Origin of the sequence: Methylobacterium sp. 17Sr1-1 (assembly GCF_003173775.1) — a bacterium.
Classification (GTDB): domain Bacteria; phylum Pseudomonadota; class Alphaproteobacteria; order Rhizobiales; family Beijerinckiaceae; genus Methylobacterium.
On the sequence record NZ_CP029552.1, the window covers coordinates 1,107,219 to 1,131,418 of the forward strand.

The following is a 24,200-nucleotide window of genomic DNA, read 5'->3' on the forward strand; positions in this document are numbered from 1 at the left end:
TTTTTTGGGATGCGCTTAAACGCGACAGATATTTCCGGCGTCACTGTCGGCATTTGACGGTGAAAGATCTATATCATAGAAGATAATATGAGCATGTCTGAGGTATCGTAGATCGCGCCGGCCACGCGGCTTAAGATTGGCTGGCGTGAAGGCCGGGCGTGACCTTGCCTAACGAGCCGCTTTACCTCGTCCGGATTAGCATTGTTTATTGATAAAGCTATGGCAGCTACACCGAAGGATTAAGATCGGAAGATGATTGGGCAAGACTTCTGGGGAAAATCGGCTTCATGAGAATAAAAGACCATTGGAACGCTCAGCAGACCCTCCTTGCATCGGCGGATCGGTCCTGAAATCGGTCGAACGAGGTGGGCTGTGCTTACGACGCAACAGTAACCAACCTATTCGAACAAGCTGCGGTTGCCCATTGCAAGTGGCGCGCTGAGCGTGCTCAATTCGTATTGAAATGGATACCACTCGAGATGCTTGCGCTATGTCGAGAACGCTTCCTGATGTGGTCGAACTAGATCCGCGGCGCTTGGTGCTACTAACACTTTTTGCTATCCTATTAGCGGCTTGTACACCCTCGTTGCGAGGGGGGCCTGAGCGGATTTATCCTATTGAAGCTGAGGGTGAGTTCGTCAAGGCTGCGTCCGGGCCAGAGAGCTATTTGGCCTATGCAACTGCGGGTGGGGTTAGAAAGCGCGAACTCCGGGACGCCATCGTACACAGCAAAATGTACGGAATAGATCTTAAATATTCAGAATATGAAGCGCAACTTACCCGAGAGCGACAGGAAATTCCATTCCTCACGACGGTCGCTACTCTCGGACTGACGACCTCCGCAGCGACAGTAGCATCGACAGAACTCAAGACGATTCTCGCGACGGCGGCAGCTGGGCTGACTGGTGTTAGGGAAGCATATGATAGAGATATCCTGCTTGATAGGACGATAGCCCTTTTGGAGCAGCAGATGCGCACACAACGCAAGCTCTTGAGGGCCCGGATCATCGAGCGATTGGCGTTAGGTATAGACGTATACCCGCTTGAACTCGCGCTTAGCGATATCGAATCCTACTACCGCGCTGGCACCCTAACCGGAGCACTTGTCGGACTATCAGAGGATTCTGGTGTAAGGCTTCGAAACGCGACCATCGTAGAGGATCAAGCGGTCACGGTACGGTTTGGAGTGACACCGCTGGGGCCGAGGATTCGCGCCTTCTGGCTCTCAAGCCCTGAGAACCGCGCGGCCGTCGAAAGTTGGCTTGTCCGCAATAGCATTGATGCCCCAGTCGGCATCTTCGTTCGGTCGGACGTCTATGCAGCGGCGCAGCGACGAATTGCTGCCGAACTCGGCATTACGAGTGCCACAGCGCCGCCGCGACAAATACCGCGAACAACATCGGCTGCTCAGCCCCCGTCAGCAGGGCGCCCCCAACCAGCTCACGAAATAGTACCTTCTGCCACTTCTGTGCATGCATCCCGGATTCGAGCGTTCATGCACTCGAGCACTAAGAATCTAAACCAGGTCGAGAATTGGTTGTCCTCAAATAACATCGGGATGGCAATCGGGGATTTCCTGCGACCGAGCAGGGGCATGTTTGAGGCTCAGTCGAGGATGATCCGGGAGCTCGCCATTCCGTGATCGTACAGGGAGAATAGAAAGTGAAGAAATACACGATTACCGACGTTACGGAAGAAGAGCTTGAGGATCTTCTCTCCGATTTGCGCCTACAGGGCTACAATCCGGTGACGATAGGACCGAAAGATGAACTTTACACGGTCGTAGCCGACGCACCGCCCACGGATGGCTCTAAAGGAAGCGGGGACTCGCAGTCGGGCGAAGGAAGTCCGGGCACTGGTAAGGACGAAGCGACCTTCGTTGCCGCGCGATCGCCGATACCGCTCCAGGTAATCTATCGACGCGCGGATGCGACAGAGATCATTAGAGAAGGTGGCTCCCGCGCCTGGCGCAACAACAATCCAGGCAACATCGTCAGCGGGTCGTTCGCCATCGAACATGGTGCGATCGGTGCCGACACGAGGTTCGCAATCTTTCCCAGTGAGGAGGTCGGCCTGCTGGCCGTGATGTCGCTACTACGCGCGCCCTCATATCGGAATCTGAGTCTGACGGAAGCAATCAATCGATATGCACCCCCCAGTGAGAATCACACGGCGCATTACGTCGACTTCGTCGCCAAGCGCACTGGTATCGACACTAAGACTGTTCTGTCGAGTCTAACCGATGCCGATCTGTCTAACGTAGCGAAATCTATTCAAAAGATTGAGGGCTGGACGCCTGGCAAGCAATACTCTGCCGACAAGCCGCGGGCGTCGATTTCCGCCAGAGCGGCAGGGCCAGCGTCCTCGGCCGCCCCTGCTGCAACAGATTGGATGCGAGTCGCACTCCGAGAGGAATCGCTACCTCCGATCGAGCGTTCTGAGTGGGCCGATCCAGGAGAGAACCCGCGGATCTTGAATTACATCCGAGTGGCCGCACCCTGGTTTGATCCAATGAAGGACGGAGGTGACGAAGTCCACTGGTGCGCCTCTTTCGTCAACTATTGTCTTGAGAGAGCAGGCTACAGGGGCACTGGGCACCCCGGAGCCCGATCCTTTTTCTGGAACAAGGACCGCCATTTCATAGAATTGGAGAAGCCGCAATACGGCTGTATCGGAGTGTTCCGTGATGCGCCATTTGCCGACGCCGCCTGGAAGAACGGAAATGGTCACGTCGGCTTTATTACTCGGTGGACTGATACTGAGGTAGAGCTTCTGGGCGGCAATCAATCGAACACGGTCAAAAGAGAGTGGTATGCCAAGACATCGGCAAAGAGTACGACCGTCAAAAGGAAGCTGGTGGCGTACTTGATGCCAGCGATGAACTAACCTTCCCTCGAGGTCATCGGCATGGGACTTAACCAACGATCAATCCGTCCGAGGTACTTCTTTGCTATGACAAGCGGTGAAGGCACGTCTCGCGCCAGGGGTTGGAGTTGTCTCAGGCTCATATAGCACCCGCCCGGGTGATTTGCTTTCAGCGTATCAGTGCGTTCGGCATCGTGGGCGTGGAGCATGAGAAGGACAGCCCAGCTGCTGCAAGGTAGCGCAGTGCTAGCGCAGCTCACCGGCGCAGCTTGTTTCATCAATGACTTAGACACACTCGCGTCCAGATCATAATCCTTGTGTCGGGGGTTCAAATCCCTCCTCCGCTACCAAAGTTTTTCAACCCCGCTAAGCAGTTAGCGGGGTTTTTCATTGCCTTGCCCTTGCGCCAGAACGGCAATATTTCCTAGCGCAGTGCTAGCGCAGCCCAAAAAATTGCCCTGCGCCCGTAACGGTTTGCTGGGGGGTCAGAAAGCACTCTAGCGCACTCCTAGCTGTCAAACGGCATCGGAACGGGGTTCATCCGCACTTTCGGTGCTGGTGGAGGGGATCGGGCGTTGATGCGCATGGCAGCCGTAGGGCAGCACGATGCCGATCTCGAACCCGTCGATGCCGTCGGTCCCGGACGGCCTTCACGTCGATGATCTGACGCTGAACACAGCCGGGTTGCTGATCACCGCCCACACCACCGCTCACCAGGCGACCTGTCCGAGCTGCGGCCGATCCTCGACTCGCGTTCACAGCACGTACTGGCGAACCCTCAAGGACCTGCCGTGGCAAGATCGGACTGTGACGTGGCACCTGCGCGTGCGCCGCTTCCGCTGCGGCCACTGCCCGGGGCGGATCTTCGCCGAACCAGCAGTGGGGATGGGTTCACGCAAAGCGCGTCGAAGCGAACGATTGGCTGAGGCGCAGACCGATATCGGCATGGTGCTCGGCGGCGAGCCCGGTGCTCGTTTGTCGCGACGACTGGCGATGCCGGTCAGCGGCGACACGGTTCTGCGCCTGGTCCGTCGACGCGGCATCGCCTCCTCGCCGGCGCCGCGCGTGGTCGGCATCGATGATTGGGCGTGGCGGCGCGGTCAGTCCTACGGCACCATCGTCTGCGACCTGGAACGGCGGCGCGTCATCGACCTGCTGCCTGGTCGCTCTGCGGCACCGGTGCGGGACTGGCTTGCCGCCCATCCGAGCGTCGCCGTCGTCAGCCGTGACCGCGCCGGACCCTACGCCGAGGCTGCGCGCACAGGCGCCCCGGCGGCGATGCAGGTTGCAGATCGCTGGCACCTGCTCGTCAATGCCTCCGAGGCACTGCGCAGCATCGTCGAGCGTCACCAGTCCGAGATCAGAGCCGTGGCGATCCACTCCAGGCCCGAGCCTTCTCTCCCTCCTGATCCAGCAAAGACCGAGCCCGCCCCGGAGACGAGCAGCCGGCGACGTGATCGCTGTGAGGCAGCCTTACGGCTCCATGGCGAAGGTCAACCGACCAAGGAGATCGCCCGCCGTCTCGGAGCATCTCGTAACGCCGTGCGTCGCTGGATCCGGGCTGGCCAGTTCGTGCCCTACCGTCGTGCCCCAGGTCCGAGCCAGCTCGACCGTTACATCTCCGTCGTCGAGGCGCGCTGGCAGGAGGGTCAGCGCAGCGCCACCTGTCTCCATCGCGAGTTGTGCGCGCAGGGCTTCACGGGCGGCTACGACATCGTCCGGCGCTGGGTCGCACGGCAGCAGTCGGAGGCCCCGGCTCGACCGCCCTCAGCCCGGATCCCCTCGACACGCCGCATCACCCGGTGGCTGACGGGCGATCCAGCCGTGCTATCGCCCGTGGATCGGGCCTTCACCCAGGCACTCTGCAATGCGGCTCCGCGCTTGAAGCGGGCGGCCGAGGATGTACGCGCCTTTGCCGATCTCCTGCACCAGGACGATCCGGCCGGACTGACACCTTGGCTGGAGGCTGCTGCCAGCGAACTCGGTGGCTTCGTCACCGGGCTTCGGCAGGATGAAAATGCCGTGCGCGCGGCGATCGCCGAGCCCTGGAGCAACGGCCACGTTGAAGGGCAGGTCAACCGCCTCAAGCTGATCAAGCGCAGCATGTATGGTCGAGCCAAGTTCGACCTGCTCCGCCAGCGAGTGCTGCATGCCGCCTAACCCGGGTCCCCCAGAGCTTGGCTGGACAAGCACCCGTAAGCACCGAAAGTGCGGATGAACCCCGTTTGGACGCCGATCACCCCGGAAACGGGGTCCTTATTCCACGCCTAATCACATGCAGATGCCACCCACACCGTCGTACATCACTCAAGAAGCCACTGGGATACCCAGTCGAAACCCTCTCCAGCTATCGGTGCGACCAGCCATTTCCATCTTCTTTAAAATTCGCTGCATGTTGATATTCGAGATGAAAGCCCGGGACGCAGCCGGAACCAACTCAGGCAGCTTCCGTTGAGCCGGTCCGAGCGGGACGACCCGGAACGAGTCATGGCGGATACTTGTCGCGTCGCCATCCTCGGCGGGCGATTCGCCGGCTTGGAGGCAGCCCAGGCCCTTACCCTGCTGGGCGTTCTGGGGCGTTGCGCATGTCCACTTCCTGATCGGAGCCCGCAACTGCATCGCCGTCGCGTTGAGCCGGATCTGGGACGGCGCAATCTTTGGGCGCCGGTCGCGGCTGATCACCCAGCCCGCCGACGCGCGGCCCACTGCGGCCAGCCCGGCCGGTGAAGCCGGGGTCTCGCCGCAAGAGGGATGGGTTCGGGGTAAGCGGAACGCGCCACGCCGGCTGCTGTGCATGGCCGGGGCCGGGGCTGCGAACCAAGGCATTTCTCAGGCGTTTGCGGTGGATCCTCCAGCATACTGTGTTGGAGTATTCGGCCGAATCGGAGCAGGGAGGTCGTCCAGACGTGATGTGCCAGCGCGGGCCGCAGGCCGGAGATATCAACGTCAGGCGCGATCGGTGGGCCGGCTCGGACGGTCGGCCCTGCGCAGGGTGCGGCATCCGTCCCGCCGGAAAGGCGGATTGCCGATGACGGTGCCGAACCCCTTCCTGGTTCCGGGAAACGAGGTGGCGCTCCTCGCCCTCGTCGAAGCCGTGCGCGCGACCGGATACGCCTTCACCACGGTGACGCCCGCCACGCACGAGACGGTGAACCGCCGATCCGGCAACGCCGAGGCACGCGATCTCCGCGACGTCCTTGGCTGGAGCCGGCCGTTCCAGCCGGATCTGCTGCCACGAGAGATCTTCGGCTTGATGCGGGAATCCGGCGCAGCCGTGCCCGACGGCGCGCTGTGGCGTCCGACGGTCCGCCTGTCGAGCCTCGACGGCGAGCTGTTCCTGCACTCGGCCTTCCCGCCCCTCGCCGCCGACGCGGTGTTCTTCGGGCCCGATACCGTCCGGTTCGTCCGGGCGGTATCAGGGCATCTGGGGCAGCGCCCTGCGCCTCCGCGCCGTGTCGTGGATATCGGCTGCGGTTCGGGTGCCGCCGGCATCGTGGTGGCCAAACGGGCGCCCGCGGCCGAGGTCATTCTCGTCGACATCAACGAGGCCGCCCTGCGCGCGGCCGCCCTCAACGCCCGCGCGGCCGGCGTCGCCTCGGTCACGCCGCGAGCCAGCGACCTGCTCTCGGGCGTCGCGGGCGACTTTGACCTGATCGTCTCGAACCCTCCCTTCATGGTCGACCCGGCCGGGCGCGCCTACCGGGACGGCGGCGGCGAGAACGGGTCTGGCCTGCCCCTCGCGGTGGTCGCGGCGGCGACGCGCCGGCTCGCGCCCGGCGGCACGCTGGTCCTGTTCAGCGGAACCGTCATCGTCGCGGGCCGGGATGCCTTCCGCGAGTCGGCTGAACACCTGTGCGCCGAGGCCGGGCTGTCCTGCGCCTACGACGAGGTCGATCCCGACGTCTACGGCGAGGAACTCGCGGGACCGGCCTACGGGGCGGCGGACCGGATCGCCCTCGCGGTGCTGACGGCGATGCGGCCGACCTGAGATGCGGAGCGCAACCATGCCGATGCCCAAGGCCACCGACATCGCCGAGACCGCCGCCTTCCTGCGCGATGCCCGCGCCGGCCTGTCGGCGCAGGCCCGGTCCCTGCCGGGCAAGTACCTGTGGGACGTCGAGGGCTCGACGCTGTTCGACCGGATCTGCGGCACGCGCGACTACTACCCGACCGGCCGCGAGATGACGCTCCTGCCCGCGGTCGCGGCGGAGGTCGCCGGCCTGATCGGGCCCGGTGCCACCGTCGTCGAGTACGGCAGCGGCGCGAGTCGCAAGATCCGCGTCCTCCTCGACGCGCTCGCGCAGCCTGCCCGCTACGTGGCGCTCGACATCTCGTGGGACTTCCTCAAGGCCGCCATTGACCATCTCAGCCTCGATTATCCTGGCGTCGAGATGATCCCTGTCCATGCCGACTATTCGCGACCGATCACGCTCCCGGTCGACCTCGCGGGCGGGCCGGTACTCGGCTTCTTTCCCGGCACCAGCATCAGCAACTTCTCGGGCCCGCAGGCGGTCGCCTTCATGGAGCGCGCCCGGGCGACGCTCGGGTCGGGCTGGTTCCTGATCGGCGTCGATCCGACCCGCGACCGCGACCGGCTGCTGCGAGCCTATGGTGGTGCCGACGGCCTGATGGCGGCGCTCCACCTGAACCTGCTCGCCCGGGCCAACCGCGAGCTCGGCGCGACCTTCGACCTCGATGTCTTCCGGCACGAGGCGCGGGTTCTGCCCGAGCCGTTCCGGGTCGAGGCTCATCTGGTGGCGACCCGGGACACGGAATGCCGCCTCGACGGCGAGATCTACCGTTTCGCGGCCGGCGAGAGCATCCACACCGACAATTCCTACAAATACGCGCCCGAGGCCTTTCGTGAGATCGCGCGGGAGAGCGGCTGGATTCCCGAGGCGGTGTGGCTGGACGAGCTCGGCGTGTTCAGCCTGCACCTGCTGCGCAGCCCCTGACGCTGCCGGTGCACGTGGACGCCGAACGAGGCGTGGAAACGGATCCCAAGACCAGCGTCGGGAAACAGGACCTGCGCGGGGGACAAAGACACGCATGAGGATGCATGTGCAAGGAGCTTCGTGCACCTTGACCGGACAAGGACCGGTGTCGCGCGAGCGCTCGGCCGCCGCAGGATTGTCGCGCAACGATCCTTTACCCTCGGAGCCGGCTCATCTGCCGTTGCCCCGGGACGACCGCCACCACCCGCGAGCCGAGGCCTTCCGGGCGTTCATCGGCGAGGCGGGCTTCCCGTGCGTCGGGGCCAAGGCGGCCTTGTCCCGCGGCCAGATGCGCATCCTCGTCGCGCGCAGCCTGACCTCGGCCTGGGACGATATGCGGATCTACCCGGCCCTCCTCGCCTTCGCGGTGCGGTACCGTGTGCAGCCCGACCTGTTCCAGAGTTTCGCCGTCGTGTTCGAGGGGCCGGACGGCGAGGATCCGGGCCGGTTGAGCGAGGAGGCGTTCGAGCGCCACCTTTGGGAGCGCCTGCAATCGTTCGCCGACAAGGATGCCTGGCTCGGCCACCCCTGGGACAAGCGGGTTGCGGCCGATCCGGGCAACCCGCACTTCTCCGTGAGTTTCGCCGGCGAGGCCTTCTTCGTGGTCGGCTTGCATCCCGGGGCCAGCCGGCCGGCGCGGCGCTTCTCCTCACCCGCCCTGGTGTTCAATCCTCGCCGGCAATTCGAGCAACTTCGCGAGACCGGGCGCTACGAGAAGCTGCGCGCCTCGATCCTGGAGCGGGACGTGGCGCTGGCGGGCTCGGTCAACCCGATGCTGGCGCGCCACGGCGAGGTCTCGGAGGCGCGCCAGTATAGCGGCCGCGCCGTCGCAGACAGCTGGCGCTGCCCATTCCGGCCGCCGGGACAAGCTGCCCACCCCGCCGGAGCGCCCCGGACCAGCGCCCCTCAAGGAGACGACTCCAGAGCCGGAGACCATGATGGGCTCTGACGATCGCGTCGCGATCCGGCGTGGCCTTTACAATCGACGAGGGCGACCGCCTGACCGGCATCGACCCGCGGGGCGAGCAGGTGGCGGACCTCCTCGCTTTCAACCGGCACGACGTCGACGAGGTCATCTCCTCCGGACGCACCCTCGATCATGCGAGCCGGATCTCCCTGACGCCGGGAGATACCCTCTACTCGAATCGCTCGAACGTGCTCCTGCGTATCGTTGAGGCCGCGGTGGGCCGGCATGACTTCCTGCTGATGCCCTGCTCGGCCGACACCTTCCGCATCATCTAAGGCGACACGCAACCGCATCGCGGCTGCTTCGGCAACCTCGCAGCGGCGCTGGAGCCGTTCGGGATCGCGGCCGACCGAATCCCGGTGGCGTTCAACGTCTTCATGAACGTCGTCGTCGACGGCGCGACGGGGACGCTCAGCGTCGAGCCGCCGCTTAGCCGGGCCGGCGACCGCATCGTCTTCGAGGCCGAGGCCGACGCCGTCGCCGGCCTGACCGCCTGCTCCGCGCGGCAGTCGAACAACGGGCGCTTCAAGCCGATCCACCATCACGTCGATCTGCACACCCCCGCTGGACGTGCATCTCAGTCCGTGTCGCGATGTCGGTCACCGAGAGCGTCCGAGCTTGGCGACCACGCTGGCGCCGTCGTGAAGGACAGCAGCACCCGGCTCCGAAGCCGGTTTACCAGAGGAACGCCGACGCGAAGCTTGCCTCGCAAGTCGCGGCGCGACATCGCGAGCTCGCGTTCGGCCACGGCGACGGCGTCCATGATGACGCCGCATCGATCGGGAAATCGAGCTCCCTCGGCCGCGAGAGTGATGGTGCGTGTATTGCGATGGAAGAGCCGGATCTCGAGCTGCTCCTCCAACCGCACGATCGTCTTGCCGGCGGCGAACGGGGTGATCCCGAGTGCCCGCGCGGCGCCCGCATAGAAGCCTGAATCGGCAACCTGAACGGATGCCGACAACCCAGAACGCTTGTCCATGCGATCTCTTCTGTCGGCCGCCAGGACAGGTCGCTCAGATCCTGCCGCCTGATCCCGAAGCATCGACCTCGCCCGGATGTACGACCAGCCGAAGCCGCGTTCACGGGTCACCCGATATGGGTCGAATCACCCCTGCCAACCGGCCAGGAACTCCACGAGGAGCCGGTTGACCGCCTCGGGCTGCTCCTCGTGCGGGAGGTGGCCACAGCGCGGTATCGCCGCGGTGCGCAAGTCGCTCGCCATCTCGGCCCAGACAGCCTCCATGTCGAAAGCCTGTCCGACGGCGCCGAAATCAGCTCCCCACAGGGATAGAACCGGGCATCCGATCTTCACCTCGGCGTCGACGAGGTCTTGCGCATTGTCCTCCCGGTTGGCTCGGTAATCCGCCATCGCGCCCCGTACGGCGCCGGGTGCCCGGTAGGCCGCCACGTACGCATCGAAATCGGCGCCCGAGATGGTGTGCGGGTTGAAGCACCAGTCCGAGAAGAAGTGGCGTAGCCAGAGATCCTCGCGGCCCGCGATGAGGGCCTCCGGCAAGTCGGGCACCAGGTGGAACAGGAAGAACCAGTATGACCGCGCGATCTGCGCGTTCATGCTGCGCGCCACGATCCGGGTCGGCACGTTGTCCATCACGACTAGGCGGTCGAGGCGACCAGGATGGTCCTTGGCGAAGCGCGTGGCGACGCGGGCGCCTCGGTCATGCCCGACGAGGGCGATTCTGTCGATTCCGAGAGCGTCGAGGAGGGCGACGAGGTCCTGCGCCATCGTGCGCTTGTCGTACCCGCTCGCCGGCTTGTCGGTCTCGCCGTAGCCCCGCAGGTCCGGGGCGACGACGCGGTAGTGCCGGCTGAGCGGCGGGATCTGGTGGCGCCAGGCGTAGCTCGTTTCCGGGAAGCCGTGCAGCAGCACGACGGGCGGACCCGATCCGGCCTCGAGGTAGTGCTGCCGGATGCCGTTCGCCCGGATGGTGTGATGCGTGATCGCCGTCAAGCTCCGTCCCTCGTCGTGTCTCGTGAGCGAGGACGCAGCATGGCGCGGTGCAGCCCGCCGTCTTTCAGGATCGCGCGGTGTTTTGGACGTGTTGCCAGCGCCGGGTCATGCGGCCTTCGCCGTGGCGGGATCCGTGGCGGCGATCAGAATCAGCGCCGGGGCGAGGGCGAGGGCGACGAGCCCGACGAGGACGTAGAGCAGGGCCGCGAGCCCGCAGCCGAGCGCGAAGGCCGCGACGGCGGCGCTCATCCGGGCGATCCGGCGCCGGCCTGCGTGCTCGGCGGGCACGCCGCGCAGGAGATCGGCGAGGTCGATCATGATCTGCGTCGTCGTCCCGGTCATCAGGGTCGAGGGCGGCGCCTCGGGCAGGTGCGCCCGGTGCGCCGCGTTCTGGATCGCCATCGCGGCGACGAGCACCATGCCGGTGAGGAGCGCCGCCGGACGGTCGGCATCCGCGAACGGCCCGAGGGCGACGGCGAGGACCGCGCCGAGGGACAGGAAGGCGCATTGGGCGGCGAGCAGTACCCGCAGGGCCGGCCGGCCCGTCTCGTCCAGGCGGCGGCTCGCCAAGCGGGTCAGGAGAACTGCGACGCAGAAGACCGGCAGCACCAGGAGCTTCGCCCAGGCACCGGTGGCGCCGTGCACCATCGCGGCGCCGAAGGTCACGAAGTTGCCGGTGACGTGGGCGGTGAACAGGCCCTGGAGGGCGAGGAAGCCGAGCGTGTCGACGTAGCCGCCGACGAAGCTCAGGATCTGGGGGAGGGACGGGCGCATGGGTTGGTGATCCGTTCGAGGGGAGGGCAAGTCACCAGGCGGTGCGTAGCTCGACGCCGAGATAGGTGCCGTCCTTGCCCCCAGCCCGGCGGATCGTGTCGCCGGCGGCAAAGCGCACCGCCTCGACCGCACCGGTGAGGCCGGGAGCGAAGACGTAATCCGCCCGCAGCTGGCCGTAGGCGCCGCTCCACAGATGCCCGCGCCCGGCCGTGCCCGGCACCGGGTTGCTCGGCTGGACGTAGATCGCGTCGGACGTGGTCTGGCGCCATTGCAGCCCCAGGGCCGCGCTGACCGCGAGGCCGGCGGCCGGGTGCACGGTCAGCGACGGCTTGAGGTGGAGGAGGTTGGCGTAAGCGGTGTAACCCGCCAGCGTGAAGTAGTAACCGTTCGGGAAGAGCGGGTTGAAGGTGCCGAGGACGCTGTCATTGCGACGGCCGTCACCGGACGCGGCGTCGCCCTGGAGGCCGAGGCGCGGCTGCCAGGGGAGATCCGCGAGCGTGTAGCCGACGCGGCTGCCGACCGCCCAGGCGGCGATGTCGTCGCGGCCGACGCGGCCGAACTGGCCCATCGCCTCGAGGTCCCAGTCGAACCCGCCGGCGCTGCCCGCATAGCGGATGTCGAGGACGTGGCGCCGCTCGTTGCCGGTGGCGTCGAGGAAGCGGGCGCCGTCGCGCTCGTAGAGGCCCCAATAGGCCGAGAGTTCCTGGTCGCCGAAGACCCTGCGCTCGACCCGCAGGGTGCTGAAAGCGAAGGCGCTCGTGGAGATGTCGTCGAAGGGTTCGTTGAAGCGGTACTGCACCGGCTGGCTGACGAAGCCGAGCACCCGCCACGGCCCGGATTCCCAGTCGGCCCAGAGCGCGTCGAAGGACTGGCGCACGTTCGGCCCGTCGCGCGAGGACACGAAGCGCTGGAGGTCGAAGGCGAAGTCCTGCCGCCCGGCCCGCGCCTTGACGGTTCCGTCCTCAAATGTCCGGCTGTAGGACAGGAAGGCGAGGCGCAAATCGAGGATGTTCTCGTCGACCGAGGTGATGACGCGTTTGCCGGGTGCCCGCACGTCCTCGATCTGCGCGAAGATCTGCCAGTTCTCGTTCAGGCGCGCGTCGAGGTGGATCTGCAGGCGCTGGAGCAGGTAGGCATCGCCCCGCGGACCGCCGATGCCGAAGGCGGGAGTGCGGTTGCTCTCGACGCGCTCGCGCAGGGTCAGGCCGAGCGACAGGTAGCTCTTCGGGTCGGCCGCGAAGAGCGGGATGTATTTCAGGTCGTCGAACGCTTGCGTGCGCTTGGCCGGGTCGGCGAGCCCCGACCAGTCCTCGGCCCAGCGGTTCGTCTTCGTCGCCGGACGGGTGACCGCGTCGGACGTCGCATCCTCGGCGCGCGCGCCCGCGCCGAGGAGCACGCAGAGCGCGACGACCACGCCCGGCCGTGTGCCGCTCACTGTGCCGCTGCGCCGGATGCGTGGATCTCCGCGACGTAGCCGCCGGGGAAGCGCACCATCGCGGCCTTCCGGTCGCCGGCGGAGTAAGGCGCGACCAGCACGCTCGCGCCGGAGGCCTGCGCCTTGGCGAGGGTGTCGGCGAGGTCGGCGACCTCGTAGCCGGTCGTCTCGTGACCGTAGGGGTAGGGCAGGTGGCCGTCGGTCACCAGCACGGTCAGGCGGCCGAACTCCGAGGTCAGGCGCAGGCGCCGGTAGGTGTCGCCCGGGCGGCCGATCTCGACGCCGGGGGCCTTGGGCTCGTCCGAAACAATGCGGCCTTGCGAGAAGCGGCGAAATCCTCCGACGAACGCCTCGACGCTGTCGGGCGAGACGTAGACGCGGTTCTCCGGCACCGTCGCGAAGGGCGCGTAGTCGGGCTTCGTGGTGTGCCAGTAGAGCTGCATGTTGACGCCGCCCGGCCACTGGATGACGGCGTCGCGGCCGATCGGGTCCGGGAAGGTCTGGACGATCACCGCGGCCCCGGCGGCGCGGGCGGCCGCCACCGCCGCGTCCATGTCGGCGACGAGGTAGCCGGTGCGCTCGGCTCCGAAGGGGTAGGGGATCGGCGTCTTGAAGCCGAACAGGGAGACGGTGCCGACCGGGGTCTGGATCAGCTGCGAGGTGGTGCTCGACGGCGTCGGCGTGACGGTCGCGACGACCTGCTTGGTGCTGGCTCCGCCAAAGGTGGCGGTGAAGCTCGCGACGAAGCGGTCGACGTCCTCGGGCGCGACGTAGACGTGGGTGGTGTCGTATTGCGGGGCGACGGCAACCGTGTGCTCGTGCGCGGCGTCCCGGGCCTCTGCCTGTCCGGCGAGGAGGGCGGAGGCGAGGAGGGCGGCGAGGATGCGCGTCATGGGGAGCTCCAGGCGGTTGGCCGAAAAAGGGATTTTGGGGAGTCGGTGAAGCGCCCCTGAACCCTCCCCCTCTGCGGGGGAGGGTGGCCCCTGCGTCAGCAGGGGCCGGGAGAGGGGCAGCGCGACGGTGCCGGACATGGCGCCCGTCACCACGGTCGCGACCTCTCCGGAAACGGGGTTCCCCTCTCCCAGCCTGCTCCGCAGGCCACCCTCCCCCGCAGAGGGGGGAGGGTTCGGTGCAGCGCCTCACACCGCCCAGCAGGCGCAGCCCAGCGCGCCCCAGAAACTCTTCAGGTCCGAGACCGGCGCCTGCGACGACCAGGCAGCGGCGTGGGCGTGCCCGTGCAGCCCGCAGGACATCGCACAGCCGCAGGACGTGCTCGCTTCCCGTGCTACCACCGCCTCCGCCCGGACCGGGCGCTCGCCCCAGGCGCCGTAGCCCTTGAAGGTGCGCACCGGCGACCAGTCCGGCATCGCCGGCGGGGGCGGGGTCTCGTCGAGCGCGGCGAAGAGGCCCGCCGCGTACACCACCTTGCCGCCCACCACCGTCAGGTCGCTCACCGTGTCGGCGATGTCGGCCTCGGCGCAGGCCATCACGTCGCGGTCCGGCACGATGAGGTCGGCGAGCTGGCCCACCTGGATGCGGCCCTTCCGGCCCTCCTCGTTCGAGAACCAGGTCACCTTCTCGGTCCACATCCGCAATGCCGTCTCGCGGTCGAGGCAGTTGCGGCGGGGCGTGAGCTGCATCCCGCCGACCGTGCGGCCGGTGACGAGCCAGGAGATCGCGACCCAGGGATTGTAGGAGGCGACACGCGTCGCGTCGGTGCCGGCCGAGACCGGCACGCCCTTCTCCAGCATCCGCGCCACGGGCGGGGTCGCGGCGGCGGCGCCGTGGCCGTAGCGCTCGACGAAGTATTCGCCCTGGTAGGCCATCCGATGCTGGATCGCGATGCCGCCGCCGAGCGCGGCGATGCGGTCGATCGAGGCCTCCGAGATCGTCTCGGCGTGGTCGAAGAACCAGTTCAGGCCCTGGAGCGGGATGTCCTGGTTGACGCGCTCGAACACGTCGAGGGCGCGGGAGATCGTCTCGTCGTAGGTGGCGTGCAGGCGCCAGGGCCAGCGGTTCTCGGCCAGCACCCGCACCACGCCCTCGAGCTCGCCCTCCATCTCGGGGGCCATGTCGGGCCGGGGCTGGCGGAAATCCTCGAAATCGGCCGCCGAGAAGACCAGCATCTCGCCGGCACCGTTGTGGCGGAAATAGTCGTCGCCCTGCTTGTAGCGGGACGATTGCGTCCAGGCGAGGAAGTCCTCCTTCTCGGCCTTCGGCTTCTGGGTGAACAGGTTGTAGGCGAGCCGAACGGTGAGCTGGCCGGCCTCGGCGAGCGTCTGGACGACCCGGTAATCCTCCGGATAGTTCTGGAACCCGCCGCCGGCATCGATCGCTCCGGTCACGCCGAGCCGGTTGAGTTCGCGCATGAAGTGGCGGGTCGAGTTGACCTGGTACTCGAAGGGAAGCTTCGGCCCCTTGGCGAGCGTGGCGTAGAGGATCGCGGCGTTGGGCTTCGCCAGCAAGAGCCCGGTCGGGTTGCCGGCGGCATCGCGCAGGATCGACCCGCCCGGCGGCTCGGGCGTGTCCCTGGTGTAGCCGACGGCCCGCAAAGCTGCGCCGTTCAGGAGCGCCCGGTCGTAGAGGTGGAGCAGGAAGACCGGCGTGTCGGGGGCGACGGCATTCAGCTCTTCCAGCGTCGGCAGGCGCTTCTCGGCGAACTGGTGCTCGGTGAAGCCGCCGACGACCCGGACCCATTGCGGCGGCGGCGTCACCGCCACCTGGCGCTTGAGCATCGCCATCGCGTCGGCGAGCGAGCGCACGCCGTCCCAGCGCAGCTCCATGTTGAAGTTGAGCCCGCCGCGGATCAGGTGCAGGTGGTTGTCGATGAGGCCGGGCAGCACCCGGCGGCCCTTGAGATCGACCACCCGCGTCCGCGGGCCGGCGAGCGCCATGACCTCGCGGTCGGACCCGACCGCCGTGAAGGCGCCGTCCGTCATCGCGACCGCCGAGGCGGCAGGATTGCTCGGATCGAGCGTGGTGACGAGGCCGCCGCGCAGGATCAGGTCGGGGTGAGCCACAGCGCTCAATCGAAGCTCCTCGGTCGGAAATGAAGTGGGGCCGCCGGGCTCCGCAGAGCTGCATGGCGCAGCTCTGCGGAACTCCTTGATTTCGCATCATTCTGTCGCCGAACCGGTGACCCCTTCGGCACCGGCCGCTCGCGGCCGGCCGAATGATGCTGAGGTCAGGCCGGCGGGCGTCTCGACGCCTCCTCGACCGCGAAGCTCTTGCGGTGGAGCAGGCTCGACAGGACGGCCGGGTGGCCGCGCCAGTAGGAGACGGCCATCTCGCCGGCCAAGATGCCGAGGAGGCCGACGAGGGCGATGATCGGCGGCGCGGGCGACTTCACGCCGATCAGCCCGTAGGCGACGCCGACCGCGAGGCCGGCGCCGAGGGAGAGGAGGTACGGCAGCATCGCGCGCGCCGGCTTGATTCGATGAACCCCGGGCTCAGTGGCCTTCGGACGCGCCGAACATCGACTTGGCGTAGATGATGCCGAGCCCGTATGCGCCGCCGTACTTCTTGGCGATGCCCGTGGTCATCTCGTAGGTCTCGGTGCGGGCCCAGTCGCGCTGCAACTCGAGCATGTATTGCAGCGAGGTCATCGGCTGCACGCCGGCCTGGATCATCCGCTGCATGGCGCGCTCGTGCGCCTCGTCCGAGACATCGCCGCACGCATCCGCGATGACGTAGACCTCGTAACCCTGGTCGAGGGTCGGGCCGACGATGCAGACCGAGGTCCACAGGCCGGCGAAGACAAGGCGGTCCTTGCCGATCTCCGACACCCGGGCCACCACGGCGGCATCCTCCCAGGTGTTCATCGAGGTGCGGTCGAGGAGCCTCTCCTCTGGGAAGGCCGAGGTGATCTCCTCGAACATCGGGCCCGAGAAGCTCTTCTCGGCCACCGTCGTCAGCACCGTCGACACGCCGAACCCGGCGGCCGCGCGCGAGACCAGGGCGGCGTTGTTGCGCAGGGTCACGGCGTCGATCGACTTCGTCGCAAAGGACATCTGCGACTGGAAGTCGATCATGATCAGCGTGTGATCGTGCGGCGTGACGAGGCGCTTTCCGGGCGTCGGTGTCGCTTTGATGGCCATGAGTCGGACTCCTTGCGCTCGTCCTGGCGGACGGTGACCGTTGCGCCACCGCTCTCCGGTCGGTGGCGTTGCCTGGTTTCTAGTCCGGCCGGGGACACGCGGATTGGAGGCTTTGCGCGTGGCTTGGACGAATGCGCTGTCGCGGCGTCCCGACGGTGCGCTGCGGGGAACCTTTTCGGGATGGGCTCGATGCCGTCGTCGACAGCCGGACGAGGCTTGGGTCGTCCCGTCTCGCCACGGGTCTGACCGGGAAGCCCGGCCCAGGCGCAGTCCCCCCGGACCGACAAAACACCGCGAGAATCGACAAGACCCGGGGCCGCCCGTCGCCAGATCCTTTGGCCGCGCCCGCCGCCTCGGCGGGCGGGGCCCACCGGGAAGGCCATGATCGAGCATCACGACACGGGCGAGTCACCCGCGCGCGGCCTGCGCGACGCGGTGCTGCGCTGGCTGCTGCACGAGGCGGTGGACGAGCGCTTCCTCGACGACGTCTTCGCGGTCTTCTGCGACCGGCTGCGCCGCGACGGCGTCGCGGTGGCGCATGCCACGCTGCACTTGCGCACCAACCATCCGCAATGGCTCGGCATCGAGATCCTGTGGCGGAATGGCTGCCGCGGGCCGCGCTCGCGCAACCTCGATTACGGGCTGTTCGGGACGGAGGGTTTTCGCGGTAGCCCGGCGGCGCGGATCCTCGCCGGTGCCGAGATGGTGCGACACCGCCAGGGCGAGACGGGCGAGGGCGCGCATCCGGAGGTCGCCGGACTGATGGCTGTCGAGGGCCTGACCGACCTCGTCGCCTGGCCGATGCGCTATACGCTGGGCCGGCGGCACGTGGCCTCCTTTGCGAGCGACCGGCCGGGCGGGTTCACGCAGGCCGAGATCACCCTCCTGACGGAGCTCCTTCCGGCGCTGGCCGTCGTCACCGAGGTGCGCCACCGGAACCGCCTGACCCGCCTCCTCCTCGATACCTATGTCGGGCCGCATGCGGGCGAGATGATCCTGAACGGCGCGACGCGGCGGGGCAGCGGCGTCACCGTCGAGGCGGCGATCATGGTGGTCGACCTGCGCGGCTTCACCCGGATCTCCGAGCTGTGGCCGCGCGACGACGTGATCGCGCTCCTCAACGACTATTTCGATGCGGTGTGCTGCCCGGTGGAGCGCAACGGCGGCGAGATCCTGAAGTTCATGGGCGACGGCCTGCTGGCGATCTTTCCCCTCGACCGGCCGGATGCCGGCGTCGCGACCCTGCGAGCCGCCGACGAGGCCCGTCGAGCGATGCGCGACCTCAACCGGGTCCGCGCGGCACAAGGTCTCGACGCCCTCGGCTACGGGATCGGGGTTCATGCCGGCGCGGTGATGTACGGCAACATCGGCTCGCGAACCCGGCTCGACTTCACCGTCATCGGCCCGGCCGTCAACGTCGCCGCCCGGTTGGAGGGGCTGACGAAGGCGCTCGAAGCCGACGTGCTGGTCTCGGGCGCCTTCGCGGCGCTCCTCGCCGCGCCGACGGCGCTGGCGTGCCTCGGGAGCTTTCCGCTGCGCGGCGTCGGCGAGCCGCTGGAGGTCTACCGGCTCGCCGAATAAGAGATCCCGGCGCGTGACAAGCCGCGCCGGCGCCGTCACCCCTCGATGAAGGCCAGGAGGTCGGCGTTGAGGCGGTCGGCGTGGGTCGTCGCGGTGGCGTGGGGCGCGCCCGGATAGACCTTGAGCGTCGCGCCGCGGATCATGTCGGCGGCGAGCTTGCCCGTCGACTCGAACGGCACGACCTGATCGGCGTCGCCGTGGACCACCAGGGTCGGCACGTCGATCTTCTGCATGTCGGGCCGGAAGTCGGTTTCGGCGAAGGCCGTGGCGCAGTCGACCGTGGCCTTGATCGAGGCCATCAGGGCGATCTGCAGCGTCTGCTTGAAGACGCCTTGCGAGACGCTCATGCCCTTGTTGGTACCGTAAAAGATCGGGTTGAAGTCGTCGAGAAACTGCGCCCGATCCTTGACGATGCCGGCCTTGAGGGCATCGAAGAAGGACTTGTCCGGCCCGTCATGGTCAGCGGTCTTGCCGAAGATCGGTGTGATGGCGCTGACGAGCGCGAGCTTGGCGACTCGTCCCGAGCCATGCCGGGCGATATAGCGGGTCACGTCGCCGCCGCCCATCGAGAAGCCGACCAGCACCACGTCGCTGAGGCCGCGTGCCTCGATCAGCGCCGCGATGTCGTCGGCCATCGTGTCGTAGTCGTAGCCGCCCCAGGGCTGGCCCGACCGGCCGAAGCCGCGCCGGTCGAACGCCACCGTGCGGTAGCCGCGTTCGGCGAAGAACAGCATCTGCGCGTCCCACATGTCGGCCGAGAGCGGCCAGCCGTGGCTGAACAGGATCGGCTGCCCCGTCCCCCAGTCCTTGTAGTAGATCTCGGTTCCGTCCTTCGTCGTGATCGTCGTCATTGCGAAACTCCCCGTTGGCCGCGGGGACGATAGGGCCGGGGCGCTACCCGGGATTGGACGATCGCGGCGCGGCTTGTGCGGAATCGCCCTCGCCCGCGGGAAACCCGCGAGTGCGGACCGTTGGTCCGCTCTGTCCGGACGGGACGCGTATTTTCGGCTTCCCCCACAGCCGACATACCGGCGCGGATGAAGCCTGACATCGAGACGACGCGGTGGTGACCAGCAGCCTCTCGCCGGCCGATCTGTTTCTCGGCGAGCGATTCGCCACGCATGTCGGCGTCACCGGCGATTGCCTACATTGCGTCCACCGCGAGGACGACATGCGGATCGGCGTGACGCGGCTGGTCGGCCGGCACGCCCTGGAGGAGCGGCTGGCCCCGACCGTCGAGGAAGATGCGTTCAGTATCGTCCACCTGCTCCGCGGCCTCGACCTGCACGAGCGGTGGAGCGGGAGCCGGCGCGTGTTCGGCGGCGCCTACGCAGCCGACACTGTGAGCGTGCTCGACCTGCGCGAGCCGGTACGGTGCCGGCTCCGCGGCGAGGTCGATGCCGTGCAGTACTACGTCCCCCGGGCGTCCCTCGACGCCTTCGCACGCGACAACGATGCAGCCCCGGTCGACACGCTGGCCTGGTGCCGGCAGACGCCGGATCCGATCGTGGCGTCGCTGTCGCGGATCCTGCTCGCGGCGCCTGCCGCCGGCCCTGCGAACGCCGTGTTCGTCGAGCAGATCTGCCTCAGCCTGCTCGCCCATTTCGCCGGCACCTACGGCCGGATGCGGCCGGGCGCGCCCTGCATCGGCGGCCTGGCGGCCCGGCAGGAGCGCCGGGCGCGGGAGATCATGCAGACGCGCTTCGCGACACGGCTGACCATCACCGACATCGCCCGGGAATGCGGCCTGACGGCGAGCCACTTCGCGCGGGCCTTCCGACGCAGCACTGGCCAGCGCCCGCACCAGTACCTCATCGGGATCCGGATCGAGCACGCCAAGGCGCTTTTGCGGGACGAGGCCTTGTCCCTGTCCGACATCGCGCTCGCCTGCGGCTTCAGCGACCAGAGCTACTTCACCCGCATCTTCACCCGCGGGGTCGGGACGAGCCCGGGGCAGTGGCGGCGGGCGCATCGGGGGTGAGACCGGCGGCTTGTTCCGCCCCCGCCCGCGTGGCATCCGGGGGGCTCGGCCCGGATCGACCGGACAAGTGATGGACAAGCTCGCCGGCCTATCGGTGTTCGTGCAGGTCGCGGATTCCGGCTCCTACGCGGCCGCCGCGCGGGTGCTCGGCCTCACGGCGTCCGCCGTCGGCAAGACGATCCTGCGCCTGGAGGAGCGGCTGGAGGTCCGGCTGTTCCACCGCAACACCCGCAGCCTCAGCCTAACGGCGGACGGGATGCGGCTGCTCGAACGCGGCCGCCCGATCATGGAGGCCGTCGCCGCGGCCGAGCGCGAGATCGCCGAGTCGCGCGGGGCCCTGCGGGGTCAGCTACGCGTCAGCGTCCCGCTGGTTGGCCGGTCGTGGAACCGGGTCTTCCTGGCGTTCATGGCGGCCCACCCGGAACTCGAACTCGAGCTGATCTACACCAACCGCCTCGTCGACATGGTGGAGGAGGGGTTCGATGCCGCGCTCCGGATCGGGATGCTGAAGGATTCGCGCCTGCGCATGCGCCGCCTCGGCAGCTTCCGCCTCGTGCTCGTGGCATCACCCGGCTATCTCGACCGCAGCGGTATTCCGGTCACGCTCGACGATCTCGACCGGCACGATTGCCTGCGCAGCCGCAACGCCTCGACCTGCCAGCTCGACGGCTGGCCGCTCGGCCCCGATCACGCCCGGCGCAGCGCCCGCCTGCGCACGCGCTGCATCGCCGACCATGACGGGATGCTCCTGACTGCGTCCCTCGGCGGCGCCGGGATCGCCTGCATCCCGGAATTCTGGGCCTGCGAGCCGATCCGGACCGGCGACCTGCGCGTCCTGCTCGCCGAGGAGACCGTGAACCGGCGCGAGGTCGCCGCCGTCTGGCCAGGCGGGCAGGTCGCCTGCCCGAAGGTCGCGGCCTTCGTGGGCTTCCTGGCCAAGAACCTTCCGCCAGTCCTCGCCGGGTCGGAGGCTGCGCCGGCGTGAGGGCCGTGACAGCCCCTCCGCGAGGGGCAGGGCGGGCAGGCGGCGGCACTGGCCGGGGCTGGTCCCGACCATCCGGGAGAAGACTCGGGTGAAGGAGCTCCGGCCGTGGAAACCGCGGGCGAGCGCGATGCCGGCGAGCGGCAGGCCCGAGAGGTATTGGTGCGGCTGTTCATCCGCTTCCTCAGCGAGAGGCTGGCGCGGGCGCCCGGCTGAGGGCCCGCGCCGTCGCCAGGGCGTCGGCCACGGGGACGGCGTGCGCACTGTCAGAGGCGTCGCCGTGCTCCCGATGCAGCCGCCGCCACTGCCCCGGGCTGGTGCCGACCGCCTGCGAGAAGGCGCGCGTGAAGTAGCTCTGGTCGCCGAAGCCGCAGAGCAGCGCCAGCTCAGCCAGGGGCAGCGCGGTGCCGAGCATCAGGCGCTTGGCCTCGGCGATCCGCAAGGCTGTCAGGTAGCGGTGCGGCGAATGGCCGGTGCTGCGCCGGAACGCGGCGGCGAAGTAGCTCGGCGAGAGCCGGCAGGCCTCCGCGACTTCGGTGATCGTGAGCGGCGTGGCGAGGCGGTCCAGCATCATCTCCTTGGCACGGCGCTCCTGCCAGGGCGCGAGCCCGCTGCGGATCGGCGACCGCGCCGGGGCCGGGCCGTCGCCGTAGCGCTCGATCGCGTGGGCGACGAAGGCCATCGCCACGTGCTCGGCGAACATGGCCCGCGCCGGATCGGGCTCGGCCATCTGCGGGAGCAGAAGGTCGACGAGGCCGGCGGCGACCGGATCCCGATCCGCCCGGGGCCAGGCGAGGCGCGAGGGCCTGGCGAGGCCCTCCTCCCTGGCGAAGGTGTCGACGAGGGTGTGGGGCAGGTAGAACTGGACCACGTCGAGGGGGCCGCTCATCGTCGAGACCGGCGAATCCGTCAGGCTCACGACGCTGACCGCCTCTTCCGGCACGGCGCCGCAATGCCGCTGGCGCCCGCCCACCGTGAAGGCGTGGTGCTGCAGCGGCTGGAGCTGCACGACGATGCTGTAGGCCGCCTCCTGCTTCAGCGGTGCGGTCCGGGTGCCGGGCGCGAGGACGCCGCGCAGGCGAGTGACGACGACGGGGCTGCCGCGATGAGCCATCGTCAGGGTCGATTCCGCCGCGACGCCGATATGACGGGCCATGCGCTCGCCGTTGAGGCCGCTCGCCCGGCCCGGGGGGAGGGACCTGACCCGGTCGAGCCGGTACGCGGCGCCCGGCCTCGCCTCGCGGCGATCGTGGGATGTAAGGTCAAGGGAAGATCTAGGACAGTCTTTGAGAATCATTCCAATCGCCCGGCTCTGACGGGCTCATGATCTCATCCTCTGTCGCAAGCGTCTTCGCGATTCCTGCTCTGTCGTTTGCAGGGCTTGCTATTGCGGGCTTTGCTGGCGACGATACTCCCCTGGAGTGCAGCCGGTGGCGCGCTTGAACGCGCTGGTGAAGGTGGATTGTCCGGAGAAGCCCGAGCGCAGGGCGATCTCGCCGAGCGGCGTCGCGGTGCGGGACAGGAGACGGCGTGCCTCCTGAAGCCGCGCGGCGCTGACGAAGCCGTGCGGCGTGCTGCCGGTGACCGCCTTGAACATCCTGGCGAAGTGGAACGGGCTCAGGCAGGCAACCTCGGCGAGTTCCGCCACCGTCAGCTCGCGGTGGAGGTTGTCGCGGATGAATTCGGTCACCCGGCGGATCCGGGTCTGGCAGGTCGAGCCGGCCTCCGTCTCGGCCCGCTCCGGGCGGTCGTGCCCGTACATCTGAGCGAGCCGCGCCACCAGCGACAGCGAGGCCGCCTCGACCAGCATCCGGCCGGCGGAGGTCTCGGCCTGGAGCTCGCGGCCGATCGCGAGGCCGAGCTGGCGCACCAGGTCGTCGTCGACATCGGCGAGGTAGCGGACGGCGTCGGCGCGGATGCGCGGGTCGCCATAGAGGTCCGCCATATGGGCGAAGCGCTCGACCGGCAGGTAGACGTGCAGGATATCGTGCAGGGCGCCCGAGATGCCGATGTCGTCCTCGGCCACGCCGACCGGGCAGAACCACACGGTGCCCGCCTCCACGGCGGTGCGCTGGCGCTGGCCCGCCCCCTTGCGGCTGACATAGGCGCCGGGACTGCGCCGCGTCGCGATGGTGATCTCCATCTGCGTCGGCACGATCGCCGGCAACTCTCCGGGCGGATGGCAGCGCAGCTCCGCCGCGATGCCGGACCAACCCCGCCCCTGCGACGAGGCGACGAGGCCCGCATTGGGAAACTTGAACGCGCCGTGTCGATGCAGATCCATGCGCGACAATGTCCAAGCCGCGGCACGGCTACGCTATTATACACCCGTATCGGCGACACGGGCGCCGGGTTCGCCTAGAGCCTCGCCACTCATGCCCGCCCCGAGAGGGCCGGGGCGCGCCGACGGTGGTCGGGCGTCGCCGAGGGGGCATCGGAAGAGGTCCCGAAACCGGGCCCCGGGCGGAGGACCGCATGAGTCAAGGCTTGGGGCAGGGAGGCTCGGGGCAGGGAGGCTCGAGGCAGGGAGGCTCGGGGCGGGGAAGCCTGGGGCA

20 protein-coding genes and 1 pseudogene are annotated in these 24,200 nt (G+C 68.0%); 10 read left to right on the forward strand and 11 right to left on the reverse strand.

Annotation, left to right across the window (positions count from 1 at the left end; genetic code table 11):
- Positions 1-490: 490 nt before the first annotated feature.
- The 7 genes and pseudogenes from DK412_RS30035 to DK412_RS04975 all read left to right on the forward strand — a co-directional run.
- Positions 491-1,642 carry a hypothetical protein gene (locus DK412_RS30035; RefSeq protein WP_162596119.1) on the forward strand — a complete coding sequence of 384 codons (1,152 nt, stop codon included), beginning with the start codon at positions 491-493 and terminating at the stop codon, positions 1,640-1,642.
- A gap of 20 nt (positions 1,643-1,662) precedes the next feature.
- Positions 1,663-2,886, forward strand: a complete 1,224-nt coding sequence (locus tag DK412_RS04950; RefSeq protein ID WP_162596120.1) for a TIGR02594 family protein — start codon at positions 1,663-1,665, stop codon at positions 2,884-2,886.
- 606 nt (positions 2,887-3,492) lie between these two features.
- On the forward strand, positions 3,493-5,025 hold the full coding sequence (locus tag DK412_RS04955; RefSeq protein ID WP_109971041.1) for an ISL3 family transposase: 1,533 nt from the start codon (positions 3,493-3,495) through the stop codon (positions 5,023-5,025).
- Positions 5,026-5,893: 868 nt separating this feature from the next.
- The gene (locus tag DK412_RS04960; RefSeq protein ID WP_109971042.1) at positions 5,894-6,853 is read left to right on the forward strand and encodes a class I SAM-dependent methyltransferase; all 960 of its coding nucleotides are present in this window, start codon (positions 5,894-5,896) and stop codon (positions 6,851-6,853) included.
- 16 nt (positions 6,854-6,869) lie between these two features.
- A complete protein-coding gene (gene egtD / locus DK412_RS04965; protein WP_245447435.1) occupies positions 6,870-7,820 on the forward strand; it encodes an L-histidine N(alpha)-methyltransferase in 951 nt (316 codons plus the stop codon).
- A 214-nt stretch (positions 7,821-8,034) separates the two neighbouring features.
- Positions 8,035-8,808: a guanitoxin biosynthesis heme-dependent pre-guanitoxin N-hydroxylase GntA gene (gntA, locus tag DK412_RS04970; protein ID WP_109975067.1), complete on the forward strand. Its 774-nt coding sequence runs from the start codon at positions 8,035-8,037 to the stop codon at positions 8,806-8,808.
- Positions 8,805-9,377 (forward strand): annotated as a pseudogene (locus DK412_RS04975) (urea carboxylase-associated family protein); the annotation flags it as partial. The gene gntA and the pseudogene DK412_RS04975, both read left to right, overlap by 4 nt.
- Before the next feature lie 26 nt (positions 9,378-9,403).
- Here the strand turns inward: DK412_RS04975 and DK412_RS04980 are convergent.
- From DK412_RS04980 to DK412_RS05015, 8 genes are all read right to left on the reverse strand, one after another.
- Positions 9,404-9,805, reverse strand: a complete 402-nt coding sequence (locus DK412_RS04980) for a LysR family transcriptional regulator (protein ID WP_162596121.1) — start codon at positions 9,803-9,805, stop codon at positions 9,404-9,406.
- A gap of 126 nt (positions 9,806-9,931) precedes the next feature.
- Positions 9,932-10,795: an alpha/beta hydrolase gene (locus tag DK412_RS04985; protein ID WP_109971044.1), complete on the reverse strand. Its 864-nt coding sequence runs from the start codon at positions 10,793-10,795 to the stop codon at positions 9,932-9,934.
- Between the two features lie 105 nt (positions 10,796-10,900).
- A complete protein-coding gene (locus DK412_RS04990) occupies positions 10,901-11,569 on the reverse strand; it encodes a YoaK family protein (protein ID WP_109971045.1) in 669 nt (222 codons plus the stop codon).
- A 31-nt stretch (positions 11,570-11,600) separates the two neighbouring features.
- Complete coding sequence (locus DK412_RS04995) at positions 11,601-12,965, reverse strand: alginate export family protein (protein WP_245447701.1); 1,365 nt, start codon at positions 12,963-12,965, stop codon at positions 11,601-11,603.
- 35 nt (positions 12,966-13,000) lie between these two features.
- Complete coding sequence (locus DK412_RS05000) at positions 13,001-13,897, reverse strand: glyoxalase (protein ID WP_109975070.1); 897 nt, start codon at positions 13,895-13,897, stop codon at positions 13,001-13,003.
- A gap of 246 nt (positions 13,898-14,143) precedes the next feature.
- Positions 14,144-16,033 carry an amidohydrolase gene (locus tag DK412_RS05005; protein ID WP_109971046.1) on the reverse strand — a complete coding sequence of 630 codons (1,890 nt, stop codon included), beginning with the start codon at positions 16,031-16,033 and terminating at the stop codon, positions 14,144-14,146.
- Between the two features lie 155 nt (positions 16,034-16,188).
- On the reverse strand, positions 16,189-16,419 hold the full coding sequence (locus tag DK412_RS05010) for a DUF1427 family protein (RefSeq protein WP_109971047.1): 231 nt from the start codon (positions 16,417-16,419) through the stop codon (positions 16,189-16,191).
- 34 nt (positions 16,420-16,453) lie between these two features.
- Entirely contained in the window at positions 16,454-17,095 is a 642-nt protein-coding gene (locus tag DK412_RS05015; protein ID WP_204165585.1) for a hydrolase, read from the reverse strand.
- A 387-nt stretch (positions 17,096-17,482) separates the two neighbouring features.
- On the opposite strand from DK412_RS05015, the gene DK412_RS05020 reads away from it, so the two are divergent.
- Positions 17,483-18,682, forward strand: a complete 1,200-nt coding sequence (locus DK412_RS05020; protein WP_109971049.1) for an adenylate/guanylate cyclase domain-containing protein — start codon at positions 17,483-17,485, stop codon at positions 18,680-18,682.
- A 35-nt stretch (positions 18,683-18,717) separates the two neighbouring features.
- Here the strand turns inward: DK412_RS05020 and DK412_RS05025 are convergent, their stop codons facing one another.
- A complete protein-coding gene (locus tag DK412_RS05025) occupies positions 18,718-19,533 on the reverse strand; it encodes an alpha/beta hydrolase (protein ID WP_109971050.1) in 816 nt (271 codons plus the stop codon).
- 215 nt (positions 19,534-19,748) lie between these two features.
- On the opposite strand from DK412_RS05025, the gene DK412_RS05030 reads away from it, so the two are divergent.
- Both DK412_RS05030 and DK412_RS05035 read left to right on the forward strand, forming a co-directional pair.
- Complete coding sequence (locus DK412_RS05030) at positions 19,749-20,663, forward strand: AraC family transcriptional regulator (RefSeq protein WP_245447436.1); 915 nt, start codon at positions 19,749-19,751, stop codon at positions 20,661-20,663.
- 70 nt (positions 20,664-20,733) lie between these two features.
- The gene (locus DK412_RS05035; protein WP_109971051.1) at positions 20,734-21,648 is read left to right on the forward strand and encodes a LysR family transcriptional regulator; all 915 of its coding nucleotides are present in this window, start codon (positions 20,734-20,736) and stop codon (positions 21,646-21,648) included.
- A 181-nt stretch (positions 21,649-21,829) separates the two neighbouring features.
- Here DK412_RS05035 and DK412_RS05040 read toward each other — a convergent pair whose 3' ends face one another.
- Positions 21,830-22,801 carry an AraC family transcriptional regulator gene (locus tag DK412_RS05040; protein ID WP_245447437.1) on the reverse strand — a complete coding sequence of 324 codons (972 nt, stop codon included), beginning with the start codon at positions 22,799-22,801 and terminating at the stop codon, positions 21,830-21,832.
- Between the two features lie 228 nt (positions 22,802-23,029).
- Complete coding sequence (locus DK412_RS05045; protein WP_109971052.1) at positions 23,030-23,929, reverse strand: AraC family transcriptional regulator; 900 nt, start codon at positions 23,927-23,929, stop codon at positions 23,030-23,032.
- Between the last annotated feature and the right edge of the window lie 271 nt (positions 23,930-24,200).